We start from the raw sequence: 22,371 nt of genomic DNA, 5'->3' as shown, positions 1-22,371 counted from the left end.
ACCTCATCTGCCTCAAAGATGGGAATTATCCCTTAAGTACCGCACGTAATCCCTTACGGCTTCTTCAAGGGACATGAACTGATGGTCACAGCCGGCCTCTCTGAGCTTGGTAAGATCGGCTTCGGTGTAATACTGGTATTTGGGGCGGAGTTCCCCAGGCATATCGACATATTCAATCTTCCCTTCGTTCTCGGCGGTGCCGTAATGCGCCGTGAACATGGCACGGGCAAGATCATTCCAGCTTCGCGCCCTGCCGGAACCCAGGTTATAGATACCTGTGATGTTCGGATTAGTGAAGAGGAACCACATCACCTCTATCGTATCCTTGATATAAACAAAATCCCTCTTCTGTCCACCGTCCGGATATTCTTCACGGTAGGATTTGAAAAGCGTGATCCTGTCATCTTTGACCAGTTCGGGGTATTTCTTGCAGATAACGCTCATCATCTCGCCCTTATGATATTCATTCGGCCCGAAGACATTGAAGAACTTGATGCCGGTCATCTTTCCCAGAAGGCTCTCCTCTCTGGCCCAGAGATCGAACATGTGTTTCGAGTAACCGTACATATTGAGCGGCCTCAAAGAATCGAGACCCCCCTCATCGTCCTTATACCCGCTACTGCCGTTACCGTAAGTGGCGGCCGAGGAAGCGTAGAGGAAAGGGGCCTTGCGGGAAAGAGCCCACCGGGCTAGTTTTTTGGAATATTCGTAATTATCTTTTATGAATATATCCGAGTCGGTTTCGGTAGTGGAGCTGCAGGCGCCCATATGCACGACGGCCTTTGGGCTTGGGATACTGTTCTCTTCGACCAAGGATAAAAACTCGTCTTTCTGGCGGTAATCGCGGTATTTCTTCCCAAGGAGGTTGCGCCACTTCTCTGAGCGGTCAAGCTGGTCAACGACGAGTATATCGGTAATTCCCTCATCATTTAGCTTACGCAGAAAACAGCTTCCTATGAACCCCGCTCCGCCTGTCAGTACTATCATGCTTCACCCGTCATTGCTCAGGAAGGCTCCTTATGAACCTCTTGAACTTTTTCATGTGCCTTAAAAAGAGCGACATAAGCCCGTACAACTTCCTGGCGTCTTCGGCCTCCCTGTGAGGATAACCGAAAACGGTCTTTCCGTCAGCCACCCGGCCGGTAACGCCTGTTTTGGCACCTATCTTGACATTGCTGCCTACTTTACTGTGGTCGGCTATTCCCGCGTTACCGCCCATCATGGTGCCCTCACCTATTTCACAGCTTCCGGCTATGCCGCACTGGCCGGCTATGAGAACATTCCTGGCTATCCTGGTATTATGTGCCACTTGGACAAGATTGTCTATCTTGGTGGAATCACCCACGACGGTGGTAGTAAAGGTGCCCCTGTCTATACAGGTATTCGCCCCTATCTCAACGTTATCCTCAATAATAACGTTACCCATCTGGGGGACCTTGTAGATCTTTCCGTCCTTGGGAACATAGCCGAACCCGTCAGAGCCTATGACGGACCCTGAGTGCACGATGACCTTCCTGCCCATGACCGTCTGGTCATATATGACCACGTTGGGGTATATATGCGAAAGTTCTCCGACAGTGACCTCCCTGCCGATAGAGCATCCCGATCCAATGACGCAATTGTCGCCGATGCGGGAGTTGTCCCCGATCACCGAATAGGGCCCCACGGCAACGTTCTTCCCCAGTCGGGCGCTCTCGGAAACTACGGCAGTGGGATGGACGCTTCCCTTCTCCGGCGGCTTGATCTCGAGCATGGCATTATACATCATGGTGAGAGCCCGTTTTAAGTCATCCACAAGGATCACCGTCTTGGGGTAACTATCTTTGGCGACCGTGGTGAGCACACACGAGGCGGGACTTTTACAGGCCGCGTCAAGCTCTTCCCCGTCCGAAGCGAAAGTGATGTCCCCTTCCCTGGAAAAGGTTATCGAGGAAATGTCCTTGATCCTTACTCCGCCGTCACCTTTAACGGAACCTCCAAGAAAAGTGGCGATTTCATTCGCCGAAAGGGAAAGGTCCCCGCTCATCGTTTTGGCCTTCATATAGAGATTGGTCAGAATCTTTTTCATAATAAGTTAAATTTTATCATCTGCTCCCGGAAAACACAACCCCCACCGTTCTTCCGGTGGGGGTTGCGATGATACATCCATTTTCTTAAAGAAAATTACAGGCTTTCTTTAAGGTTCTTTCCGCTCTTGAAGGTCACGACCTTCTTCGCAGGTATCTTGATCGATCTGCCGGTCTGCGGATTCCTGCCTGTTCTGGCTTTTCTCGTCTTCATCTGGAAAGTGCCCAGTTCAGGAAGACGGATAACCCTGTCTTTCGCGCTGCCTTTGCTGAGGCGGCCGGAAAGAGCGGAGACCACGGCATCATAGGCCCTTGCCGCTTCGGCTTTGGTCTCGTAATCACCGTGCTTGACGACTGATTCGATAAATTGCTGTTTGTTCATAACTACCTCCTTTGGATTTTGAACGATCAAAACCTTACTAGAAAACTATACAGGATTATACTGACCTTGTCAATATAATTTAGTAAACACAGGGGTTTCCGCATTACAATAACGGGTAGCCCTTATGCCAAGGGGTTGATGGAGCAGCTCAGCGATCAAAAGAACATCATCCGAGAAGAATGGCGTCCCCGGGCAGATTCGAACTGCCGCACCCGGCTCCGGAGGCCGGTACTCTATCCAGCTGAGCTACGGGGACCCTTTTGGACTTTTTTATCAAAAATAAATTCCTAAGATATATCATTATGCCGGCACCCTGGCCGACGATGAACACTATATCCTTTCTGTGGAGGGCGTATATGAAAAGCACCGTGCCGCCGAACAGGCTGAGGTACCAGAATACCGTAGGAACATAACTTCTCCTGCGGATCTCCGAAGCAAGCCACTGTATGAGAAAACGTGACGCGAAAAAGAACTGTCCTAAAAATCCGAAAATTATCCATTTATCCATGATCACTCCCGGGTTGATTCAATATTTTCCTGATATGAGCCCGAAAAACAATTTAACAGTTTGGGGCGCTTTTCTCAAGGAATATTTAGAGCTGCCGTATCTTCTGGGTTTATGGTTAACCTCTTTTTCGGCGAGCCTGAAGCCGGCACGCTGCAAAAGATAAGGTATATACCTATGGAGCCCCTTCTGCTCGAGGCGTATCTTTTTGATGGCCTGCGCCCTGTACACCCTGAGGGTGCACGAGATATCGTGGACCGGAACGTTCAGTAAAAGCCTCTGAAGTGAATTGCCCAGCCTGGAAAGCGCTGTCTTCCCGGTCGCGTCATTGCGTCCTTTTCTCCAGCCGCATACCGCGTCGGCGCCTGTTGCTTCCATTTCATCCAATAAAGCGGGTATATCCGACGGGCAGTCCTGCAGGTCCCCGTCCAGCGATATCACGACCTCTCCCTTCGCCCTTTTAATGCCTTCGGCGAGACAGGCGGTCTGGCCCCTGTTGGCCCGGAAACCGAAGGGCACTATCGCCGGGTTAACCGAGCTCATTTTCATGTTCTCCCGGCGGGTATGGTCGGTGGACCCGTCATCGCAAGCTAATATCTCGTACGGTTTGCCGAGCTTTTCCATTACACTGGTCAAAGAACCCAGAAGCTCCTCAACGGAATCCTCCTCGTTATAAAAAGGCACTATGACCGAATAGTATATTTGATTCTCCATTATCAGTTCTCTTTTACTGCGAACAGGTAAACCTTTTCCCTGAAAGCCTCGTTAAAGTACCTGGCGGCCCCGGAGGGATCGTCCAGAATATTTCGCAGCAACTCGCCGAACAATATCCTCTTCCTCCAGAAACTGTCCCCATAAAGCCGGCTGAAGGAAAGGTCCTTCCCGCGGACCTTTTCCAGGCGGGATATGAAGCTTTCCCGGTAAAGCCGGTATTCCGTCTGTGCCATGACCAGGTAAAAAAGCGTTCCCGACCCGCCCCCGGAGGATAGCGCTTGTTCAAGGCGCGGATCTAACGCTTTCGCTGTACGGCCCAGATTCACCTCCCACAGAACGATCACTCTCTCATCTATATAGAGCTCCACTTCCTGCGGATCCAGCCTCCAGGAAACCGCCACGGGAGCGCGCCGCTTCTTAAGCTGTTTTTCCAGTTCCATCGAAAGACGGTCGACCCCGTCAATGAATATCATAGGGAACACCATGACAACGGTCAAGAAATAAACCGCAAGGGCAGCTACAAGCAACCTCCTGAAAGCCTTCCTGACAATGGCGGCCCCAAAATCGAAAAAGGACACCAGATACAACGATAGCGCCGGGAAAAGGGACAGAACGTAGTGGGCGCGTTTTGCAGGTACCAGCGTGTAAAGGACAAAACCGGCCAGGATCCAGCAAAGCAGGAAACTTCGCTCAAGGGAAAGTTCCTTCCCCCTCGGATACTTCCTGATGATCACCAACCCGGCCGGTAAAAGCACCGACCAGGGAAGGTACTGCGCGAACAGGACCGGGACATAGAACAAAAGCTTGACCGAATAGTGCCAGAAAAGCCGCCACGGGCTCCCAAAGCTGATCTTTTCGGTGAATCGGTCCATCTCGACGGTTGCCATATGATCCAGAAACTGCCTGCCGTAGATCAGTACCGCCGGCACCGCCCATACCAGGAAAGCTGAAAAAACTATGAGCGCCCCCGCCGCCCACGGGACCGTAGGGAGAGTGAACCTTCGCCTGTTAACCAGATAGAAGACCGCCAAAGCGGCACCCGGCAACACAAAGGCCACCGGGCCCTTTACAAGGGTCCCCGCGCCCATTAAAGCGAAAGAGGCGTAGAAATAACCGTGTTTACTAAGAGAAAAAGCGGTATAGGCCAGATAGAAGGATGCGGTCATAAAAAAAATGAGCATCATTTCGGGAAGAACGATCCTACCGAACCTGAAAAAAAGCACGGTGGTGGCAAGCGATCCCGTCGCGTAAAAAGCCTTCTCGCGGCCGAACATCCTCACCCCAAGCATATACGTGGCTAAAAGCACCAGTATCGAGGAAAAGACCGATACCAATCTGGCCGAGAACCAGCTGGTCCCCAGCAGTTTGAAAGACAGGAGGACGGCGGAATAAAAAAGGGGCGGTTTCTGGAAACGGCGCTCACCGAAATACTCCGGAGCGTAAAGGTCCTTTACTTCCCTGATCGATTGGGTGCTTTTGTAATAAAAAAGTTCATCCGGGTTGAAACATATCTTGGGTTTCCATGTATAGAGTGAAAGTATCGCAAATACCGCGACCAGGAACAGGATCAGTCTTGTATTGTCTTTTCCGGACATGCTTATCATTCTTCGGAACTTTTTCTCAAGGGCGCGAGGAAACTACCGTTTATCTGTTCGGCAAGATACCTGCAAACGTCTTCCATGCGCCCCTCACCGAACTGCGCCACGTCTGATGTGGGCCGGCTGTAAAATTCATCGCGTACATGGTAGGCGATGCATATCCCCAGCGCGTAAAATCGTATCGGCTCCTGTTCAACGAGACTGAGATCCAGATAAAGATGGCTTTTGTCCTTCTGGTCCGTCACCGTTACATCTTCAAAGGATTCGAACCGGCTGGCCAGAAAATCCCTCACCTTCTCTTCAATGCCGGTATCGCCCCTCATCTTCAGGTAAACCTTGATGGGATCGGCGCAGGCCTCCGGGCAGAGGATGCCAGATAATAAAAACAGTACCGGTATTATCCTTAATATCTTCATATTCATTACGTCATCCGGTTCACTTGACGCGGAAGACCAGAAGCGTGAGGTCATCGAACTGCGCCAGGTCGGCAGTGAACTTGAAAACGCTCTCACGGATATTATTGACCAGCTCCTGTGCCGGAAGATGCCTGGATTCCAGAACCACCTGGCTGAGGCGGCTCAATCCGTACATTTCCTTCTTCGAATTCATGGCCTCGACCACACCGTCGGTATAAAGCACCATCAGATCGCCCTTTTCCATATGCACCTGGCTGTCGGCATATTTCTGCTCCTCCATTATACCGATCGGATAGCCGTGGGGCTTTAAAAGCTCTATGCGGGAGCTTTCGCTCTCTATGAACAGGGGCGGATTATGCCCGGCGTTGGAATACCTGAAAACACTTGTATCCTTGTCATAGATCCCGTAGAACATGGTGATGAACATCGACGAGGAACTTGAGCCCATCTCTCTTATGACCAGGTCATTGGTCCTTTCTATCACCTTGCCGGGAGAGGTCTCCTCGGTGGTCATTATCTTGAAGATACTCCTCGAATTGGTCATGAAGATCGAGCTGTAAAGACCCTTCCCGGTAGCATCGGCTATCACGAAACCTATGTTCCTCCCGTCATTGTCCATGTAGTCGAAATAATCGCCCCCGACTTCCCTGGCCGGCAGGCTCAGTCCGGCCAGGTCTATTTCCTCGATATCGAGATTGTAATGGGGTAGCATCGCTTTCTGGAGCTCCGCCGCGATCTCAAGCTCCCTGTTGAGCCTTTCCTTCTCGCTGGTCACCTCCGTAAGGTCCTGTATGTATTTTTTAAGCTCCCTGGCCATTTTATTGAAATTTCCGGCAAGCTTCCCTATCTCATCAGAAGACCTGACGGGTATCGCATAATCAAGGTTCCCAGAACAGATCTGGTCCATGCCCTTCATAAGTGCTTTGATCGGTTTGGTGAGCCACCAGGAGGCGAGGTTCCCCGCAAGAATGGATATGACCACTCCTACCAGGAAGACATACACGGCGTTGACCAGGACCGTCCGGCGCATCTGGGCTATGGTCTCGGCTGATATGTCGATACCCAGAATCGCGATCGCATCATCAGCTTTATCGCGTATGGGCGCATAACCCGAAAGCCAGTCCCCCCACCTGTCGGAAAGCACCCTGTGGTCCGCGGAAGGTCCGTGTACGGCTTTCACCAGTTGCGGGTAACGGGTAACATCGAACTGTTCCCCGCAATCGACAAGTTCCTCTTCATCAGCGTTGGCGACGAACTTCATGATCCCGGGAGAGCGGGTATTTACAAGGACGTATACATCGGCTATGTCAGGATGCACGTTCATTATGCTCTGGAGCTTGCTGCGGAGCTCCAGATATTCGGCTGAATTCATGTTGGACCGGGTGGGAACTATCTTTTCGACAAGAGAGGCCGGGACTATCCTGGTGCCCAGCGTTGAAAGCTCCATAAGCTTCTGGCGGAGGTTCTCCTTCTGGACAAGAACGGCCTTTACGTAGAAAAGGCCTATGAGGTAGAGGGAAAGTATCGTGTATGTGGCAAGGAACGTAAGGGTTATCTTTGCCTTAAAGCTTATCTTTCGCATATTCCCGCCTTTTATATCCCCCGCATATCCACCTGTTCGACCTTATCGAGCAGGATATCCCGGAAGCCTGAGAGAACTTCCTTACCGTAGGGGGCTCTCTTCTGAAAACTCTCCTGGTAGCTTATCCCGGGGCTGAACTGCTGGAGGGAGCATTTTTTTGCCCCCTTGAGGAGTTCAGCTATGGAACGTATGTCCTCCTCTTCTACTATACCGGGTACGCACGTTATACGGAACTCATAGGGTATCGTTGAGAGCATTGTTAGATGCACGCTTGAGGATATAAGTTCCTCGATATCCTTCACGTCCGTTAACAGAGAATATTTACCGAGCGATGTTTTCACGTCCACCGCCACATAATCCAATAAGTGCCCCCTGAAAAGGTCTTCAAGCCCCGCGGGATCGGAACCGTTGGTATCCAGCTTAAGGCGAAACCCCTTCTGTTTGATCCTGGAGGTGAACTCCGGAAGATCCCCGTGGATCAGGGGTTCGCCGCCTGTAATTACCACGCCTTCGAGCATGTTCTCGTTTTTTTCGAGATAATCCAGGATATCCTTTTCGTTATACGCAGATTCCCTGTTGAGCGGTATCAGTTCGGGGTTATGGCAATAGCCGCACCTGAAGTTACAACCCTGGAGGAATATCGCCGCGGCGACATGCCCGGGATAATCAACCATTGACAGCTTTTGTAACCCTGCTATCTTCATTCGCTATCTCGGATGCGTCCATTTTGTATTTTTTCCTGTCAGTGAACTCGGCGGTTTTACCTTTGTTCCAGGACTGGACGGGACGAAAGAACCCGGTAACTCTGGCAAAGACCTCAACGTTACATTTCTTGTCTGTCATATCGATACCTCCTCACTTGTAGTACTGTGTTCCTCATAAGGACAGGTGAAGTGCTCCCCGGGGATATATCCGTGTTCCGAACAAATGGTGAAAGACGGCGAGATCGTGAAATACGGCATATGATAGTTCTGCGCTATCTTGCGAACGAACTTTTTGCAGACATCCCGGTCCTCTATCCTCTCGCCAAGGAATATATGGAATACCGTACCTCCGGTATAGCGTGTCTGCAGCTCATCCTGGTGTCCCATGGCGGCGAAAAGGTCCTCGGTGTAACCTACGGGCAGATTCGAGGAATTGGTGTAATAAGGATCCTCCCCGCCCTGGGTGACTATACCCGGGTACTTCTCCTTGTCCATCTTGGCCAGCCGGTACGTGGTGCCCTCGGCGGGAGTCGCTTCCAGGTTATAAAAATGTCCTGTTTCTTCCTGGAACTCCATCATGCGTTCTCTTATGTAATTGAGCGCCTCCAGCGCGAACCTCTTTCCTTTCTCGGTGCTTATGTCCTCCTTGATAAGATTGAGGCAGGCCTCGTTCATCCCGACTATGCCGATAGTTGAAAAATGATTGGCCCAGAAGGAACCGTGCCTTTTCTTTATATCCGCCAGGTAATGGCTTGAATAAGGGTAAAGCCCCTGATCTGTGAGCTGCTCGAGTATCTTTCTTTTGATCTCCAGGGCTTCTTTGGATATGCGCAGAAGCTCATCCAGCCCCTTGTAGAAATCCTTTGTGTCGCCCGACATGTAGGCAAGACGCGGCAGGTTCAGCGTCACAACACCGATAGAGCCGGTAAGCGGGTTGGACCCGAAAAGGCCGCCACCCCTCTTCCTGAGCTCGCGGTTATCGAGACGAAGTCTGCAGCACATGCTCCTGGCGTCATCCGGATCCATGTCGCTGTTGACGAAATTGGAAAAATAGGGTATGCCATATTTTGATGTCATCTCCCAGAGACCGTCCAGGTCCCGGTTCTCCCAGTCAAAGTTCCTGGTTATGTTATAGGTGGGAATGGGAAAGGAGAATATCCTTCCCTTGGCGTCCCCTTCTATCATCACGTCACAGAAGGCCTTGTTTATCAGGTCCGCCTCGTGCTGGAAATCCCCGTACTTTTTGTCCTTGATCTCGCCTCCCACGACGACAACCTCGTCCCTGAACGATTCGGGTATCGTAAGGTCCATGGTGATATTCGTAAAAGGCGTCTGGAACCCCACCCGTGTCGGCACGTTGATGTTGAAGATGAATTCCTGCATGTACTGCCTCACCTGGGCATAGGTGAGGTTATCATAATATACGTAGGGGGCAAGAAGCGTGTCGAAGTTCGAGAAAGCCTGCGCGCCGGCGGCCTCGCCCTGCAGAGTGTAGAAGAAGTTGACTATCTGGCCCAGCGCGACCCGGAAATGCCTCGGAGGATTGGATTCAACCTTGCCGTAAGCTCCGCCGAAACCCCTTATCAGAAGGTCCTTGAGGTCCCATCCGCAGCAGTAGGCGCTTATCGAACCCAGGTCGTGTATATGAAGGTCCCCCTCCATATGCTTCTCTGCTATTTCCCTGGGATATATGCGGTCCAGCCAGTACTTGTTGGAGACGGCGGTGGATATGAAGTTATTGAGCCCCTGGAGGGAATAACCCATGTTAGCGTTCTCCTTGACGCGCCAGTCCTTCTGCTGAATATAGTTGTCGACCATATTGACCGCGTCCGAAAGAAGCGCCTTGGTCTGGCGCAGTTTGGCGTGCTGTTCCCTGTAGAGTATGTACGCCTTGGCGGTCTTGGCGTGACCGTTCTCAATGAGTATCTTCTCGACCAGGTCCTGCACGTTCTCCACCGTAGGCACCCGGTCAGCCTTATATATCACTTCCAGGAAGGACACAGTCTGGCGGGTTATCTCTCGCGCTTTTTCGATGTCCTCTCCCCCTACCGCCTTGGCGGCGGCAAAGATCACACTCTCGATCTTTTGCGGGTCAAAAGGTTCAAGTCTTCCATCCCTTTTCCTGATGAATTTGATATCAGTTGAATACATTTTCCACCATCTCCTTCGTTAATAAAATGAGTCTTTTTTTCAAGGACCTGTATCTATATGAGCCAGAAATACTGGATAATTCTTTCGATGGCCGGTTCCCCCCGCTTCCGGGAAAGAACGTGTTTAACAGGTGTAAGACCGCTGGTCGATTATTTTCAAAGCAAAAGCAAAAATACCATATGTTGTTGGCTTTGTCAAGAGATACACAATATATAGTTAGTAGCAAAAAAGCTGGAATTTTAATCTTGACAATCGAACCCCGTGGTTTTTTGCAGGAAATACGCAAAAAATAATGGCGGAGAGGGGGAGATTCGAACTCCCGGGACCCGAAGGCCCAACGGTTTTCGAGACCGCCGCATTCAACCGCTCTGCCACCTCTCCGCAGGGAACTTATTGTACCAGAATATCGCAAAATTCTCTACAATTTTCATGAAAATCCGGTCTTTTAACTTAAGAAAATTCGTGACAAACTCATCATATGTAGTAGAATATAAAGGCATTCAGGGCAAAAAAAGGATCTTATCATGGCTGAACTTATTTCCAATGAAAAGACAGGCGATATCAATCTCGTAAGATTCTCGTTCAACGAGATCACACGTGAGCAGAGGGAACAGATCAAGCGTAAACTCCAGGATCTGATGGACTCCGGGGAAAAGAAGTTCATTATCGACCTAGACGGTGTGGGTTTCGTTTCATCGCTGGTTATCGCCACCATAATCTTCTTCGCCAAACAGGTGAGGGAAAACGGCGGCACCATCAAGATAAGCGGCCTGTCCAACGAAGCTTTCAGTATATTTCAGCTGACCCAGCTTGACAGGATCCTGGAATTATACGAAACGGAGCATGACGCCCTGGAAAGCTTTAAGAACATTGACTGAATATTACTCCTTCGGGTGGAGAGGTGGCCGAGTGGTCGAAGGCGCTTGTTTGGAGAACAAGTGAACAGAAATGTTCCCAGGGTTCGAATCCCTGCCTCTCCGCCATTACCCGGAGAATAACAGATAAAAAACCCGGCAAAAGCCGGGTTTTTTGTTTACTGCTTAAAGGGGCACTCATCCTTCCAAAAGTTCCCTTAAAGTCTCGATGAGCTTTTCCGGGCCCTCTGTCTTGTTGATAAAGGCGTCGGCCTCCCTGGCGAAGACCGAGTGCCTGTAACTGGTGTAGCCGGTGTAAATTATCAGTCTTGAAGCGGGGGCTACCGAGCGGATGGTGTCGAATATGCTTATTCCGCCTTTATCGGGCATTATAAGGTCGAGTATTATGACATCCACGTCCTGCGTTTGCTTGAGGTATTTTATCAGGGAAAAACCGTCATGAACGAAATCCACCGCGTATCCTTCCCCTTCCAGTATGCACTTGAGAAGATCGCACAGTTCGCGGCTGTCCTCGGCCACTATGATCTTTTTCTTGTCCTGTTCCATTTGGATCAATCGCGTTTTTTGTGATCGAGCGGCAGATATATCCTGAAAACCGTACCTTCGCCGAGCTCGGAATCGAACTCGATATGACCGTCCTGGTTCTCTACCATCATTTTTGCTATAGGAAGACCAAGACCGGTACCTTTGGGTTTACTGCTGTAAAGGGGTTCGAATATAAGGTCCCGCTGATCGGGCGGTATGCCCGGGCCGGTATCCCTGACCTCTATGCACACGTGATCGCCCTCGGTGTAAAGACCAAAAGTAAGCACACCGTTACCGCTCATGGCCATGATGGCGTTATTGGCAAGGTTCATCAGCGCGTGCATCGTCTGGTCGCTGTCTATCTCTATTTCCGGAACGTCCTTGAATTCCTTCCTGACCTCCACAAGGTCCGGCACATTGATCGAAGAGAGCGCGTTATCGATCACTTTTCTGAGGTCCTGTTTCTGGATGTTCGGCGACCTGGTCTTGGCGAAACCCATGATGTCGTCGATTATCGAATCGATCACCGAGATCTCTTTTTTTATGATGTCGATATATTTTGCGACCTTCTTGTCCTTGACGGTGGAGGACTTCTTCTCAAGATAATAGGCGGCGTTCTTCAGGACCGCCAGCGGGTTCCTGAGCTCGTGTGTTACGCTGCCCGATAGCTTCCCCAGGAAAGCCAGACGCTCGCTCCTGTGCAGCTTTCTGCTGATATTGAGAAGTTCATCAGTTCTCTGTCTCACCTTCTCTTCGAGATTATCGCGTGCGTCCTTCAGCTGGGCGCTCATCTCGTTAAGGTCCTCTATCATGAAGAACATGGATTTCTGGGTCTTGCGAAGTTTTTCTATCTGTTCTTCAAGATCACGCTTCGTCTTCTCTATCTCGAACTCCTTTTTCTCTATGTATCCCATCGCCGCCCTCTTGAGATATTTGTTCTCAGCGGCGTTCTTCCTCAGCTGCAGGGCCATCTCTTCAAGCTGGCGTGATTTGGCCTCGTACCGGTTCCTTGATTCGGCTACCTTCCTTTCCCTGTCTTCCTTCATTTTCGAGAAAAGCCCCGTCGCGTACGACATCAGGCAGAACATGCCGCCGACTATGATGAAATTGGTCATCACCAGGTACCGGAAATTGTCGTAACTGGCTTCCTCCAGAGGGAAAAGCCTTATGTGCGTTATGTGCCCTTTGTATTCGAGGAGTACCAGTGAAAAGTAACTGGCGACTATCAGGAAAGTCACCAGGGCTCCTCTGGCCCTCCTCATAAGGACGTTCGCGTACACCAGATCGAAGAAATAGATAGCGAAAGCGAGCCACTCGGCTCCCCCCAGGTAATGCACCAGGATCGTGGAAAAAGCGATCCCGAAGAAGTAATAACTTAAATGAACGTTATCCAGCATCCTCTGGGACCGGCACAGGTTAAGCCTGTAATAGACCAGGTACAGCGTGCTGACCAGAAGCCATGCGTAAAGCACCCCCGGTATCTGCCAGGGTAAGTCTACATGTACAAGGGAATCGATCAGGTTTGCGCAGATCAGGCCCACGATGATACTGAAAATACGCACCTGGAATGAGGTCACCATAAGGGCTTTCTGGTAACCCAGTTCTATTACCCCGACCGTCTTCTTCTGTTTTTGCTTATTCTGCTGAACCATTTTTCTGCTTCTTCATTTTGAGCTGCTGCTTGGTCCTTTCCAGCTCGCCCCTCAGGTCCTTTATCCTTTCTTCGCGTTCGGTGGAAGCCTTCCAGAACTCTTCAAGCTCCTTTTTGCGCTTCTGTTGCTCTACTCTTTCCCGGGCCATGGCCGATACGTCCTTTACCAGGATCAGTACGACCCGGTGTTCCTTTATCTCCACCAGACTGAGCGTTAGTATGACCTCCTTGTAAGAACCGTTCTTGCATACTATGATCGCCTCTGCCCGGGAATTCCCCCGGAAAAGCAGGTCCTCCCGGCTTTCCTTGAGACCTTTTCTGTGGGTCGGATGAAAAAAATCCCCGAAAGGTTTGCCGACAAGCTCCTCCTGTGAAAAACCCGTGATGACCTCGGTCACCGGATTGATCTCTTCAATGATGAAATCATCGAACTTGCAAATTATCACCATATCACCGGAATTTTTAAATAGTTTTTCGTACCTCTGCTGGGATTCCTTCATCTTCTGGTATGACCTTCTCTCCTCGGTTACGTCCTCTATAAGTGCCTCTATCGTCTCTTCCCCACCTGGGCTTTTCACGATATAGGAATTGTGTATGACGACCTTTTCCTTGCCCTCGAGGGTCCGAAAACGGTACTCATAGTTCTTAAGCTCCCCTCGCTGCTTTAGCTTGCTGCGAATGCTGCCTTCCCCATCGACGTAGATCAAAAGTTCACTGAGAGACCTGCCGACGATATCTTCGACCGGACTGCCAAGTTCAAGGATGTCCACGAAAGCCTTGTTGGCCGCCAGGATAACCCCGTCGCGTGCTCTGTACCTGTAGTATCCCACATTGATGTGATCTATGAGACGATGGCATGTCCTGCGCGCATGCCGCAGGAAGAGAAAATTCCTGGCTAGGACCACCAGTATTATCAAAGTGATGATCTGCACGATTATGAGGTAAGTCATCGCTTGTTTCCCCTGTGTTCAAATACCGCAAGCTCCCAGAATATCAGCTTACGGCGCTGATATTCTTCTAACATTTTTTCCCGCGTATAAATATCCGTAAAACGCCTCATGCTTGATATTTATTACTCTTAACTTACAGGCGGTTTTAACGCCCTGTATATAAATTCCAGTCCTTAAAAAGGCCTATCACGCTTTTTGGATTTTTAACCTTTTTTTCTTTGTCGCGCGTTTTTCTGAGCATTTTCCAAAAGTTGCCTACATATCATTTTATGCTATACTTAAGAATGTGGAAAGAAGAAAATGCTCTTTTAGATTTTGGGTCTTTTATAGCTTTTCTCCCCCCTTAAAATAAAAAACTTAGGTGAATAAGGTTAAAGAAAAGCTAACCTTTTTAAAGCAGCCGGAAAGGCTGCTTTTTTTATTCCCCCTTCCCCGCTTCTTCGGAGCGCTTGATCGCTATTTCGGTAAGTAACGGGCCTATAAACTCAAAAAGGACCGTGGTGCCGAGTATAACGTTCAGCAGGATCGTCGCCATTCCGCTGAAAGCAGGCTGCTCTTTGAGAAGAAGCGCAAGGCCCACTATTATGCCGCCCTGTGGAACAAGCCCAAGAGCCGTGTACTTCTTCACGTTCTCCTTCGCCCCGGATATCACCGCTCCCGTATAGGAACCGGCGACCTTGCCGGCGACACGCAAAGCGACGAAGATTATGACCACCGCAAGCGCGCTTTTGAGGATACCCAGCTGTAGGTTAGCTCCAGCTATGACGAAAAATACGGTGAAGACCATCTCCTCGAAATAATCCCTCACCGACAGAAAGTACTTATCCTCGTCCTTGGCCAGATTCACGACCACGCAACCGAAGGTCATGGTTGAAAGCAGTTCATCCAGGCCGATGGCCTGCGCGATACCGAAACACGCGAAGAGCGAACCGAGGATCAGCGCTACCATGACTCCCTTGTCCTGGACTTTCCGGGAAGAGGCGAGTAAAAACAGGGCGAAAAGCCCTCCCGTCAGGATCGAGAAAAATATGGTGCCGAGAGGTTTTATGATCGCCGATGCCAGACCCCCGGCGCTTCCGCTTACCATGGCAGCACCCGCGGCCGTCGCCAGACTGAATATCATAATCCCCATGGCGTCGTCAAACGCCCCTATACCGAGTATCGTGGTCGTCACCGGTCCGCTCGCCCGGTATTCTTCCTTGACCGCAAGCGTCGGCGTGGGATCGGTGGGTGCGCCCAAAGAGCCGGCGAGTATCGCCAGCGGCAGGAAAAGTACTGGCTCCACTGACAACCCCGCGTAACGCGTAAGCAAGGGAAGCAAAAAGAAAAGCCCCACCGATATCATAAGAAAGGTCATCACCGACTCGAATATCGTCATCACCCATATGGTGTTGCCCAGAGAACGGATCTTCCTGAAAGACAAAGAACCGCCTATTGCATACGTTATGATACAAAGCGCGAAATTATTGACCACGGAGGAGTGGGCCATGAACTTCTGCGGCAGGAGGCCCGTGACCGAAGGCTCGAGAAGAACCCCCGCTATTATGTAACCGGTCACCTTGGGGAGCTTCAGGAAGTTGGCGACTCTCCCGGCGACGTATCCGGCCAGGAGAATTATCCCGAAGGTAAGGATCGCGTTGAAGTGAGTGCTCAGCTCCTGTATCATTGGTCCCCCCTTTTTATAGAACTATTCTCCTTTTTCGATCTCCCTGAACTGTTCCCACAAGCGGTCGAACCTCTGGCTGTAGATCATCTCGTAAAGGTATTCCTTGTCCGGGAAAAGTTGCCTGCAGAGTTCGCGCAACTTGGATTTTTCGATCTCTATATCCACCCTGGCATAATCTGTATGAAGTATCAGCGATACTATCCGCTCGGCCTCACGGCTCAGCCTCTCGACCTTTTCATCCTCCTCATCGTACTCTATGCGGTGGCACAGGCTCTTTATGAAATCGGTATTGATCTCCTTTATTCTGCCGGTATTCTCTATGATCCATTTGAACCTCATAGCGTCATGCATCATGGAGATATTATTGAACAGGACATATGCGTGGCGGTCACCCGCTTTCTCTATTTCACTCTCGCAGAAATCCCTTAGTTTCTTAAGGTCCATGCCCGTGTATTTATACCGATACCCCCCGATCCCGTGCATCCGGAAATACCTTATGCGGCCTCTTTCGATCTTCGCCTTGAAGGGGTCCACGCAGTGCACAAGGTCGAGTTCTTCACAGAGGGCCTTCACTTCTTCTTCTTTCCAGTCGCCACGAACCTCCCAGACGAAGGTATACCCTCCCCTGTCGATCGTGCGGAAGAACCTCCTGAGATTCTTCTTGTTAAGCTCGGTCGGCAGGAAGGAAGGCGGACACTGGAAGACTATGATGCCGGCCCCGAGGGCGGCTGCGGCCTTCTCGGTCTCTTCCCAAGCGCCGAAAACCTCATCTGTGGGTTTAAAGGACCCGTAGTTGGACTTTTTCCAGTTATCGGGGTGCTTCTTAAGCCTCCGGTAGGTCGGACTTGCCGCCTCATGCGTTATTACCTGCCAAGCCTTGAGCGTGAACTCGAAACCCTTCGTGGCCTCCATGCGCCATCTCCGCAGGGTCTCCACACGCGGAGGACTGTAAAAGGTCTTCTGCACCTCCATTACACGGAATTTACTGAAATATTCTTCCCTTTTTACGGGAAATCCGCAACAACCTATCCTTATGTCCACCTGAGGTCCTTATTCTTTTTCGGAACGAACCATGGGAACGAACCTTACCGGCAAAAGCTCTCTTTTCTCAATGCCTTGCTCTGTTCTGATTATCAGATTGATCTTCTGAAAGAACCGGCCCACCGGGACCACCATCCTGCCGCCGATCTTGAGCTGTTCCACAAGTTCCTCCGGTATCTCCGGCGGAGCGGCCGTGACGATCACCGCATCAAAAGGCGCCTGGTCGGGCCACCCCTTGTACCCGTCGCCCCATCTGACGTTCACGTTATCGATACCGAGCTCGCGAAACCTCTTACGGGCAGATTCGGCAAGGGGCTTTACTATCTCTATGGTATAGACCTGATCAACCATGCGGGCAAGTACCGCCGCCTGGTAACCGGACCCGGTGCCTATCTCCAGCACCTTGTCATCGGCCTCCAGTCCGGCCAGTTCCGTCATGTACGCCACGATGTAAGGCTGTGATATCGTCTGGTCATAACCTATGGGCAGAGGTGTATCTTCATAGGAAAGCCCGCGTATATGTTCGGGGACGAATAGGTGCCGCTTCACCTGGCGCATGGCCTCGAGGACTTCCGGATCCTGTATCCCCCGCATCCGGATCTGTTTATCAACCATCCTCAGCCTCTCTTCGAGGAAAGGGTCCTCCTGGGCACAACATGCTCCTGCAAGCATAAAGAACGCGCATATTATCAAAATTCTCTTTGTCATCTTCATGATATCACTCATTTTTTGTGTTTTTTTGTGCGTATCCTCGTGCTTGATCTTTTTTTCTTCTCTCTTACCACCCGCGGTATATCCTTCTGGCGTCTTGAAACGCGTTCGGCGACCATGATCAAGCCTCCTTTCTTTCCATCAGCTCACGCAGCTTCCTCCTGTAACGGCCGTAACAGAGCTCCATTATACCGTCCGGGTCCTCACCCGACTCGAGAAGCATCTCATGGCAGAGTATCAATAGGTCACCCACCTCCACCGGGAATTTTTCACTGGAGGCGCGGTAAAGCTCCTCTATCTCTTCGGCGTGTTTTTTGACCAGGTAAAGAAGCACCTCCATGTGAGACTTTTCCTTGCCGTTATATTCCCGCGACAGTTCATGGACCCTGCTTATATTCTCTCTTGCGTGTTCAGTGAGAGATCTGGTCATTTGTCCTCCCCAGGAAAAGACACCTCGAGTATCTTATTACATACTTCCATAAAATCCTCCGAAGTGCAATTATAATCTACTATCTCCGATAACTTCCCGCTTGATGAGTTGAACGCGATGGAATACCCCGCGATCTCTATCATGGGAATATCCCCCTCGCTGTCACCTACCGCGATCATTTCCTCAGCCCGTGCGCCGAACCGCTTGAGTATCCCCCGCACGGTCCTGCCCTTAGCACCGTGGCTGATCTTTATCGTGACCTTGCCGGTAAGCCTGCCCTTTCGTATGTTGAGCCGGTTACCGATAACATGGTCGAACCCGAGTTCCTTCTTCACGCGGTCCGCTATGAACTGAAGTCCGGTGGAAATAGCTACCAGTTTGAAACCGCTTTTTTTGAGCTTTTTCATCGCGCGTTTCACGTTCTTTGAATACTTGACGGACGTGAATACCTTCTCCAGCTTGGAAACCTCCATATCCTTCCAGTGCGCCGCGTCAAGCTCGCAGAACCTTCTGTAGCTGATCTTCCCGGCGAGGAACTGATCCTGATATTTTTTCGCAAGAACGTCCCAGAGCCCGAGCTTCTCGTGTATGTACCTCCAGCTGGAGACATGCCTGGTTATGGTCCCGTCTATGTCGAAAACGATAAGTTTGTATTTCATCTTCTCTGTTCGCGCTTTCTTGCTGCAAGCTGGCCACAGGCCGCCATGATGTCACTTCCCCTGGACCTCCTCAGGGTCACGTTAACTCCCCGGGACCGCAGGCAGTCAGTAAAGGTGCGCACCCTTTTTGCTTCCGGAGGGGTTGCTCCCGTGTCCGCCGACGGGTTGCAGGCTATAAGGTTCACCTTTGCTGCGAGTCTTTTCGCGATACCGGCGAGCTTGTCGGCGCACTCAAGCGAATCGTTCATCTGACTGATAAGCGTGTATTCCAGGGTAATAACCCTTTTGGTCCTCTGTGTATATTCAGCGCACGTTCGGATCAACTCTTCCAGCGGGTAGCGCCGGTTCACCGGAACGAGTTCGTCCCTGAGACCGTCCGTCGGCGCGTGAAGCGATACGGACAGCTCCACCTGCAGGCCGATGTCCATCAGCCTGCGTATGCCTGGAACGATCCCGCACGTTGAGACGGTGATCTTTCTGGCGCCCAGGCCTATACCCAGGGGATCGTTCATTATTTTGATGGAACTCTCAAGGTTAGGGTAATTGTCCAGCGGCTCACCCATGCCCATGAACACCGCGTTGGTGATACGCTGCGCGCTCTTTTTTTGTACCGACAATAACTGGCCCGTTATTTCCCCGACGCGGAGGTCCCGCTTAAACCCCATCTTTCCGCTGGCGCAGAACCTGCAGGCGTATCTGCACCCGACCTGCGTGGAAAGGCAAAGCGTGCGCCTTTTCTTCTCCTTTATGAGAACACTTTCGATATTGTACCCGTCATCCAGCCGCCACAGGAACTTCTCGGTGCCGTCCCCGGACTTGAGGCGTTCAGCGCATTTTAGACACCCGATCGTGTACTCACTATCCATCCGCTCCGCGAGAGAACCTGGGATATCGGTCATTTCATCGAAAGAGTCTGCGCCCTTGGCGTATATCCAGGAGAAGATCTGGCGCGCTCTGTGCGCAGGTTCTCCCATAGATATTATCCGGGAAGTAAGTTCCTCGAGCGTGAAATCCCTTATATCAACTTTCATTCTGCAATCAGTGAACAATGACCTTTACGGTGTATTTCTCCGCGGGAGGTTTATCCTGTTCCCAGGGACGCAGGTATTTGAAAACAAGTTTAGCCCTGCCTCTTTTGACGGCTTCGCACCTGAATATCTGTACCCCGGGAGCCCCGACCAGTCTGGGGTCCCGGGATCTTCTCACATAGCGGAAAGTGCCTATCTGGCGAATGATATCACCGTTAACCGCATCGGCAAGCTGCCAGGTGTAACCGGTAGAGGCGTTCGACTCGAAATGAAGCTTGAGTATCTGCCCTTCCCTCAGGCCGACCGTCTCATTCCCCTCCACCTCGAGCTGTACTATTCTTTCGGGCGTACACCCCGCCAGAAAAACCAGATTAGCCGCGAGGAATAAAGATACTATCTTCCTTACCATTCGTCATCTCCCGTCAGATCTATTTTTCGAGTTCCTCTATGCGTTTAATACCGTCCTTGCGAAGGACGACTTCCGACCTGCCCTCGGCGATATCCACCAGGTATCCCTTCTGCCCCTCCATCAGGATGGTAGCTTCTATGCTCCTGCCGTTATTGAAGATTATCCTCACCTTCTTGGGCTCGGGAACAAGATCGGTGCCTCCGGCGGGTTTATCTGCCCACCCGAGTTTTTCCCGGACCGGCGACGGCAAATACTCCACCAAAGACGTGATGCGGAGCTTCATCTTTTCCCAGTGCTCCTGGTAAACGGCCGGGTCCGTCATTCTGGTCACCACGAACCCCCCGCTTACAAGCCCGGCGACAAGCAGGATCTGCAGGAGAAAAGATATGACCCCGTAGACGAAACATATCAGAAAAGACCTGAAAAAACCGATATTATACCAGTTGATGAGTATAAAGACCCAGATCATAAGACCGAAAAGGAAAAGGAACCCGCCGCCGATCACGCTTAAGATAAGAGCGGTCAAGAAAGCAGTCGCCAGGTTATTCCTGTAATTATATCCTTCTACTATCTTTATCGAAAAATATATAAGAAAAGTACTTATCGCGATCTTTATCGCGTAAGCCAGTACGGTTAGCATTCTCTCCTCCGGACTTTGCCTGATCGCATAATATTATTATAATAGATTATTTTCTATATTTATAAATAAATTTGCCTGATAAATCATATATAGTCAAATTTTCCGGCTTTATAAAAAAACCGGCACTTGTAAAATGCCGGCTTTTCAGTAAAGATGGTCGTGTCGCCCCAGAAAACGAGTGCCCTTTTATCCTACCAGTTATTAAGGTCCTTTTGAAGATAATCGGAAACCTTGCCTATCAGCTGTTCCTTGAACTTGGGATCATCTCTGGTAACGGCCATTATCGCCCTCATGACTCTCGACTGCGGCACCCTTGTGCCTACGCGCGAGCATATCTTCTCCATAAGGTCCTCGTGATACTCAAGCATTTCCTGAGTGATCCTGTATGAAACATGTAGATCTTTATTCGCCATATTCTTTCCTTTTGTATATCGCAATACAAACCCCGAACTGCCGGAGCCGCCGGGAACGGACATTTTCTCCGGGTGAATATCGGGAGAGAATACTCTACCCCTAAACCTTACTGCCTCTGCATTTTAAAGGTAAAGGGGTAAGGGAGTGAGATAGGCGAAGTATCCTCCCCCGGTCACCTTCCTGCTTTATAATCCGTCTATAAATGATCTTCGATTCGCCAGAAAGCAAACTTACTCGATCCAGGTCGTATTCAAAAGAACCGGTTCCATGTCGGCGGTCTGATGCCATGCTGGGGAGTTTTCCTCAAGACAGTCAAACCCCACTGTTGTCTCTTTTTTCCCGTTCTTGAAGGATTTCCTGCGGGGCATGGTCTTCTTCCTCTTTTGCTTCGCGCCTAATGGATATGTCCGTCCCATTTGTTTCCTTTTTTACTAGTTTCTTTGATAATACTTCTTTGATGTGAAGGCTTTTTAACGATTTTGTGAAAAGTCTGCAATTATTCCCTTTCCGGCACTAGAGCCTGTTTTTTGCCCGCTGATGCTTCTTCTCCCACGCACCCTTGAAACCGCCCCGGTGCTTGGTCTTAAGCGCGGGCATTAACGCGTAAGCGCTGCAGAAACCCTCGTTCCGGGAACCGGTGACCTTCTCCGCGCAACCTATCGGCGAAAATCTCAGAATGGTTATCAGGCTTAATACCAGGAACACGGATATGACAACGGCGCATTTTGTTAACCTGTGTGTCGGAAGTGAACTCGTCGTGCAGATCATATCGACGCCGAAATCGATATCTCCCTTAAGATACGCGCCCGCCATATCACAAGCCTCGTCCTTATCCGGGGCTTCACACGTCAATTCGATCACCGTTCTGTATTTCATCTCTCGCTCCTTTCCTGAACCTCGGAAAAGTGGGACCGTAACTTATGACCATGCATTCATCCATCTTCGAGATGTCGATAAGCTCCCCGGCCGATTCTCTGGCCTGGTCCTCGCTCTCCCCCTCAGAGTATATGTGTATCACCGTCTCGTACTTTTCCGTTTTTTCCTGTTTATTGATGAATCCGAACCCTTTCTTGCCTTCGGCAAAAACGGCGTGTGTGGATTCGCAGCTTATGGTCATGTTCCTGGCGACCTTTTCGCCGTTTATTACTTCGCCTGCCTTTTCTCCAGCTTCGTATTCATCCGCGCCTTTACTGATTATCCCTATGATTGTTTCATAGATTACCATCTTCCCCCCTTTTTGCTGCCGATGGAGCT

Annotated in this window: 24 protein-coding genes, 3 tRNA genes and 2 pseudogenes; 2 read left to right on the top strand and 27 right to left on the bottom strand. The window is 50.6% G+C overall.

Features of this window, described 5'->3' with window-relative positions:
* Positions 1 to 12 precede the first annotated feature (12 nt).
* From rfaD to GF409_08055, 12 genes and pseudogenes are all read right to left on the bottom strand, one after another.
* The gene (gene rfaD, locus GF409_08110) at positions 13 to 987 is read right to left on the bottom strand and encodes an ADP-glyceromanno-heptose 6-epimerase (GenBank protein MBD3427170.1); all 975 of its coding nucleotides are present in this window, start codon (positions 985 to 987) and stop codon (positions 13 to 15) included.
* A 10-nt stretch (positions 988 to 997) separates the two neighbouring features.
* Positions 998 to 2,068: a UDP-3-O-(3-hydroxymyristoyl)glucosamine N-acyltransferase gene (gene lpxD, locus GF409_08105; GenBank protein ID MBD3427169.1), complete on the bottom strand. Its 1,071-nt coding sequence runs from the start codon at positions 2,066 to 2,068 to the stop codon at positions 998 to 1,000.
* Positions 2,069 to 2,163: 95 nt separating this feature from the next.
* Positions 2,164 to 2,448, bottom strand: coding sequence for a DNA-binding protein HU (locus GF409_08100; GenBank protein ID MBD3427168.1), 285 nt, complete (start codon positions 2,446 to 2,448; stop codon positions 2,164 to 2,166).
* Positions 2,449 to 2,628: 180 nt separating this feature from the next.
* Positions 2,629 to 2,704 (bottom strand) — tRNA-Arg (locus tag GF409_08095).
* Positions 2,684 to 2,956: pseudogene (locus GF409_08090) on the bottom strand (hypothetical protein). Before GF409_08090 ends, GF409_08095 begins: the two are co-directional and overlap by 21 nt.
* 18 nt (positions 2,957 to 2,974) lie before the next feature.
* Complete coding sequence (locus tag GF409_08085) at positions 2,975 to 3,667, bottom strand: glycosyltransferase (protein ID MBD3427167.1); 693 nt, start codon at positions 3,665 to 3,667, stop codon at positions 2,975 to 2,977.
* Positions 3,668 to 3,669: 2 nt separating this feature from the next.
* On the bottom strand, positions 3,670 to 5,271 hold the full coding sequence (locus GF409_08080) for a phospholipid carrier-dependent glycosyltransferase (protein ID MBD3427166.1): 1,602 nt from the start codon (positions 5,269 to 5,271) through the stop codon (positions 3,670 to 3,672).
* Complete coding sequence (locus tag GF409_08075; GenBank protein MBD3427165.1) at positions 5,268 to 5,687, bottom strand: hypothetical protein; 420 nt, start codon at positions 5,685 to 5,687, stop codon at positions 5,268 to 5,270. Before GF409_08075 ends, GF409_08080 begins: the two co-directional genes overlap by 4 nt.
* A gap of 13 nt (positions 5,688 to 5,700) precedes the next feature.
* On the bottom strand, positions 5,701 to 7,263 hold the full coding sequence (locus GF409_08070; protein ID MBD3427164.1) for a SpoIIE family protein phosphatase: 1,563 nt from the start codon (positions 7,261 to 7,263) through the stop codon (positions 5,701 to 5,703).
* An 11-nt stretch (positions 7,264 to 7,274) separates the two neighbouring features.
* Positions 7,275 to 7,967, bottom strand: coding sequence for an anaerobic ribonucleoside-triphosphate reductase activating protein (locus GF409_08065; protein MBD3427163.1), 693 nt, complete (start codon positions 7,965 to 7,967; stop codon positions 7,275 to 7,277).
* Positions 7,930 to 10,118 (bottom strand): annotated as a pseudogene (locus tag GF409_08060) (ribonucleoside triphosphate reductase). The gene GF409_08065 and the pseudogene GF409_08060 overlap by 38 nt, the downstream one beginning before the upstream one ends.
* Positions 10,119 to 10,411: 293 nt before the next feature.
* Positions 10,412 to 10,499 (bottom strand) — tRNA-Ser (locus GF409_08055).
* Positions 10,500 to 10,642: 143 nt separating this feature from the next.
* Between GF409_08055 and GF409_08050 the strand changes: the two genes are divergently transcribed.
* Both GF409_08050 and GF409_08045 read left to right on the top strand, forming a co-directional pair.
* Positions 10,643 to 10,996, top strand: coding sequence for an STAS domain-containing protein (locus tag GF409_08050; GenBank protein MBD3427162.1), 354 nt, complete (start codon positions 10,643 to 10,645; stop codon positions 10,994 to 10,996).
* A gap of 17 nt (positions 10,997 to 11,013) precedes the next feature.
* A tRNA-Ser gene (locus GF409_08045) sits at positions 11,014 to 11,101 on the top strand.
* A gap of 69 nt (positions 11,102 to 11,170) precedes the next feature.
* Here the strand turns inward: GF409_08045 and GF409_08040 are convergent.
* From GF409_08040 to GF409_07970, 15 genes are all read right to left on the bottom strand, one after another.
* Positions 11,171 to 11,539 carry a response regulator gene (locus GF409_08040; GenBank protein MBD3427161.1) on the bottom strand — a complete coding sequence of 123 codons (369 nt, stop codon included), beginning with the start codon at positions 11,537 to 11,539 and terminating at the stop codon, positions 11,171 to 11,173.
* A 5-nt stretch (positions 11,540 to 11,544) separates the two neighbouring features.
* The gene (locus GF409_08035; protein MBD3427160.1) at positions 11,545 to 13,170 is read right to left on the bottom strand and encodes a hypothetical protein; all 1,626 of its coding nucleotides are present in this window, start codon (positions 13,168 to 13,170) and stop codon (positions 11,545 to 11,547) included.
* A complete protein-coding gene (locus GF409_08030) occupies positions 13,154 to 14,119 on the bottom strand; it encodes a PAS domain S-box protein (GenBank protein MBD3427159.1) in 966 nt (321 codons plus the stop codon). Before GF409_08030 ends, GF409_08035 begins: the two co-directional genes overlap by 17 nt.
* 418 nt (positions 14,120 to 14,537) lie before the next feature.
* Positions 14,538 to 15,785, bottom strand: coding sequence for a sodium:proton exchanger (locus tag GF409_08025; GenBank protein MBD3427158.1), 1,248 nt, complete (start codon positions 15,783 to 15,785; stop codon positions 14,538 to 14,540).
* 21 nt (positions 15,786 to 15,806) lie between these two features.
* Positions 15,807 to 16,826, bottom strand: coding sequence for a DUF72 domain-containing protein (locus GF409_08020; GenBank protein MBD3427157.1), 1,020 nt, complete (start codon positions 16,824 to 16,826; stop codon positions 15,807 to 15,809).
* A 9-nt stretch (positions 16,827 to 16,835) separates the two neighbouring features.
* On the bottom strand, positions 16,836 to 17,534 hold the full coding sequence (locus GF409_08015; protein MBD3427156.1) for a protein-L-isoaspartate(D-aspartate) O-methyltransferase: 699 nt from the start codon (positions 17,532 to 17,534) through the stop codon (positions 16,836 to 16,838).
* A gap of 124 nt (positions 17,535 to 17,658) precedes the next feature.
* Positions 17,659 to 17,967 carry a hypothetical protein gene (locus GF409_08010; GenBank protein ID MBD3427155.1) on the bottom strand — a complete coding sequence of 103 codons (309 nt, stop codon included), beginning with the start codon at positions 17,965 to 17,967 and terminating at the stop codon, positions 17,659 to 17,661.
* Positions 17,964 to 18,626 carry an HAD-IB family phosphatase gene (locus GF409_08005; GenBank protein MBD3427154.1) on the bottom strand — a complete coding sequence of 221 codons (663 nt, stop codon included), beginning with the start codon at positions 18,624 to 18,626 and terminating at the stop codon, positions 17,964 to 17,966. Before GF409_08005 ends, GF409_08010 begins: the two co-directional genes overlap by 4 nt.
* Complete coding sequence (rlmN, locus tag GF409_08000) at positions 18,623 to 19,657, bottom strand: 23S rRNA (adenine(2503)-C(2))-methyltransferase RlmN (protein MBD3427153.1); 1,035 nt, start codon at positions 19,655 to 19,657, stop codon at positions 18,623 to 18,625. Before rlmN ends, GF409_08005 begins: the two co-directional genes overlap by 4 nt.
* A 7-nt stretch (positions 19,658 to 19,664) precedes the next feature.
* Positions 19,665 to 20,063, bottom strand: a complete 399-nt coding sequence (locus GF409_07995) for a hypothetical protein (protein MBD3427152.1) — start codon at positions 20,061 to 20,063, stop codon at positions 19,665 to 19,667.
* 19 nt (positions 20,064 to 20,082) lie between these two features.
* The gene (locus GF409_07990) at positions 20,083 to 20,703 is read right to left on the bottom strand and encodes a hypothetical protein (GenBank protein MBD3427151.1); all 621 of its coding nucleotides are present in this window, start codon (positions 20,701 to 20,703) and stop codon (positions 20,083 to 20,085) included.
* A 191-nt stretch (positions 20,704 to 20,894) separates the two neighbouring features.
* Positions 20,895 to 21,116, bottom strand: a complete 222-nt coding sequence (locus tag GF409_07985; GenBank protein ID MBD3427150.1) for a hypothetical protein — start codon at positions 21,114 to 21,116, stop codon at positions 20,895 to 20,897.
* A 231-nt stretch (positions 21,117 to 21,347) separates the two neighbouring features.
* A complete protein-coding gene (locus GF409_07980) occupies positions 21,348 to 21,533 on the bottom strand; it encodes a hypothetical protein (GenBank protein ID MBD3427149.1) in 186 nt (61 codons plus the stop codon).
* A 97-nt stretch (positions 21,534 to 21,630) separates the two neighbouring features.
* Entirely contained in the window at positions 21,631 to 21,993 is a 363-nt protein-coding gene (locus GF409_07975; protein MBD3427148.1) for a hypothetical protein, read from the bottom strand.
* The gene (locus GF409_07970; protein ID MBD3427147.1) at positions 21,959 to 22,342 is read right to left on the bottom strand and encodes a hypothetical protein; all 384 of its coding nucleotides are present in this window, start codon (positions 22,340 to 22,342) and stop codon (positions 21,959 to 21,961) included. Before GF409_07970 ends, GF409_07975 begins: the two co-directional genes overlap by 35 nt.
* Positions 22,343 to 22,371: the final 29 nt, after the last annotated feature.

The sequence above is a fragment of the Candidatus Omnitrophota bacterium genome, assembly GCA_014728045.1.
Classification (GTDB): Bacteria; Omnitrophota; Gorgyraeia; order Tantalellales; family Tantalellaceae; genus WJMH01.
Note: the sequence above shows the minus strand (reverse complement) of the source record. Positions and strands in the feature narration are given on the sequence as shown.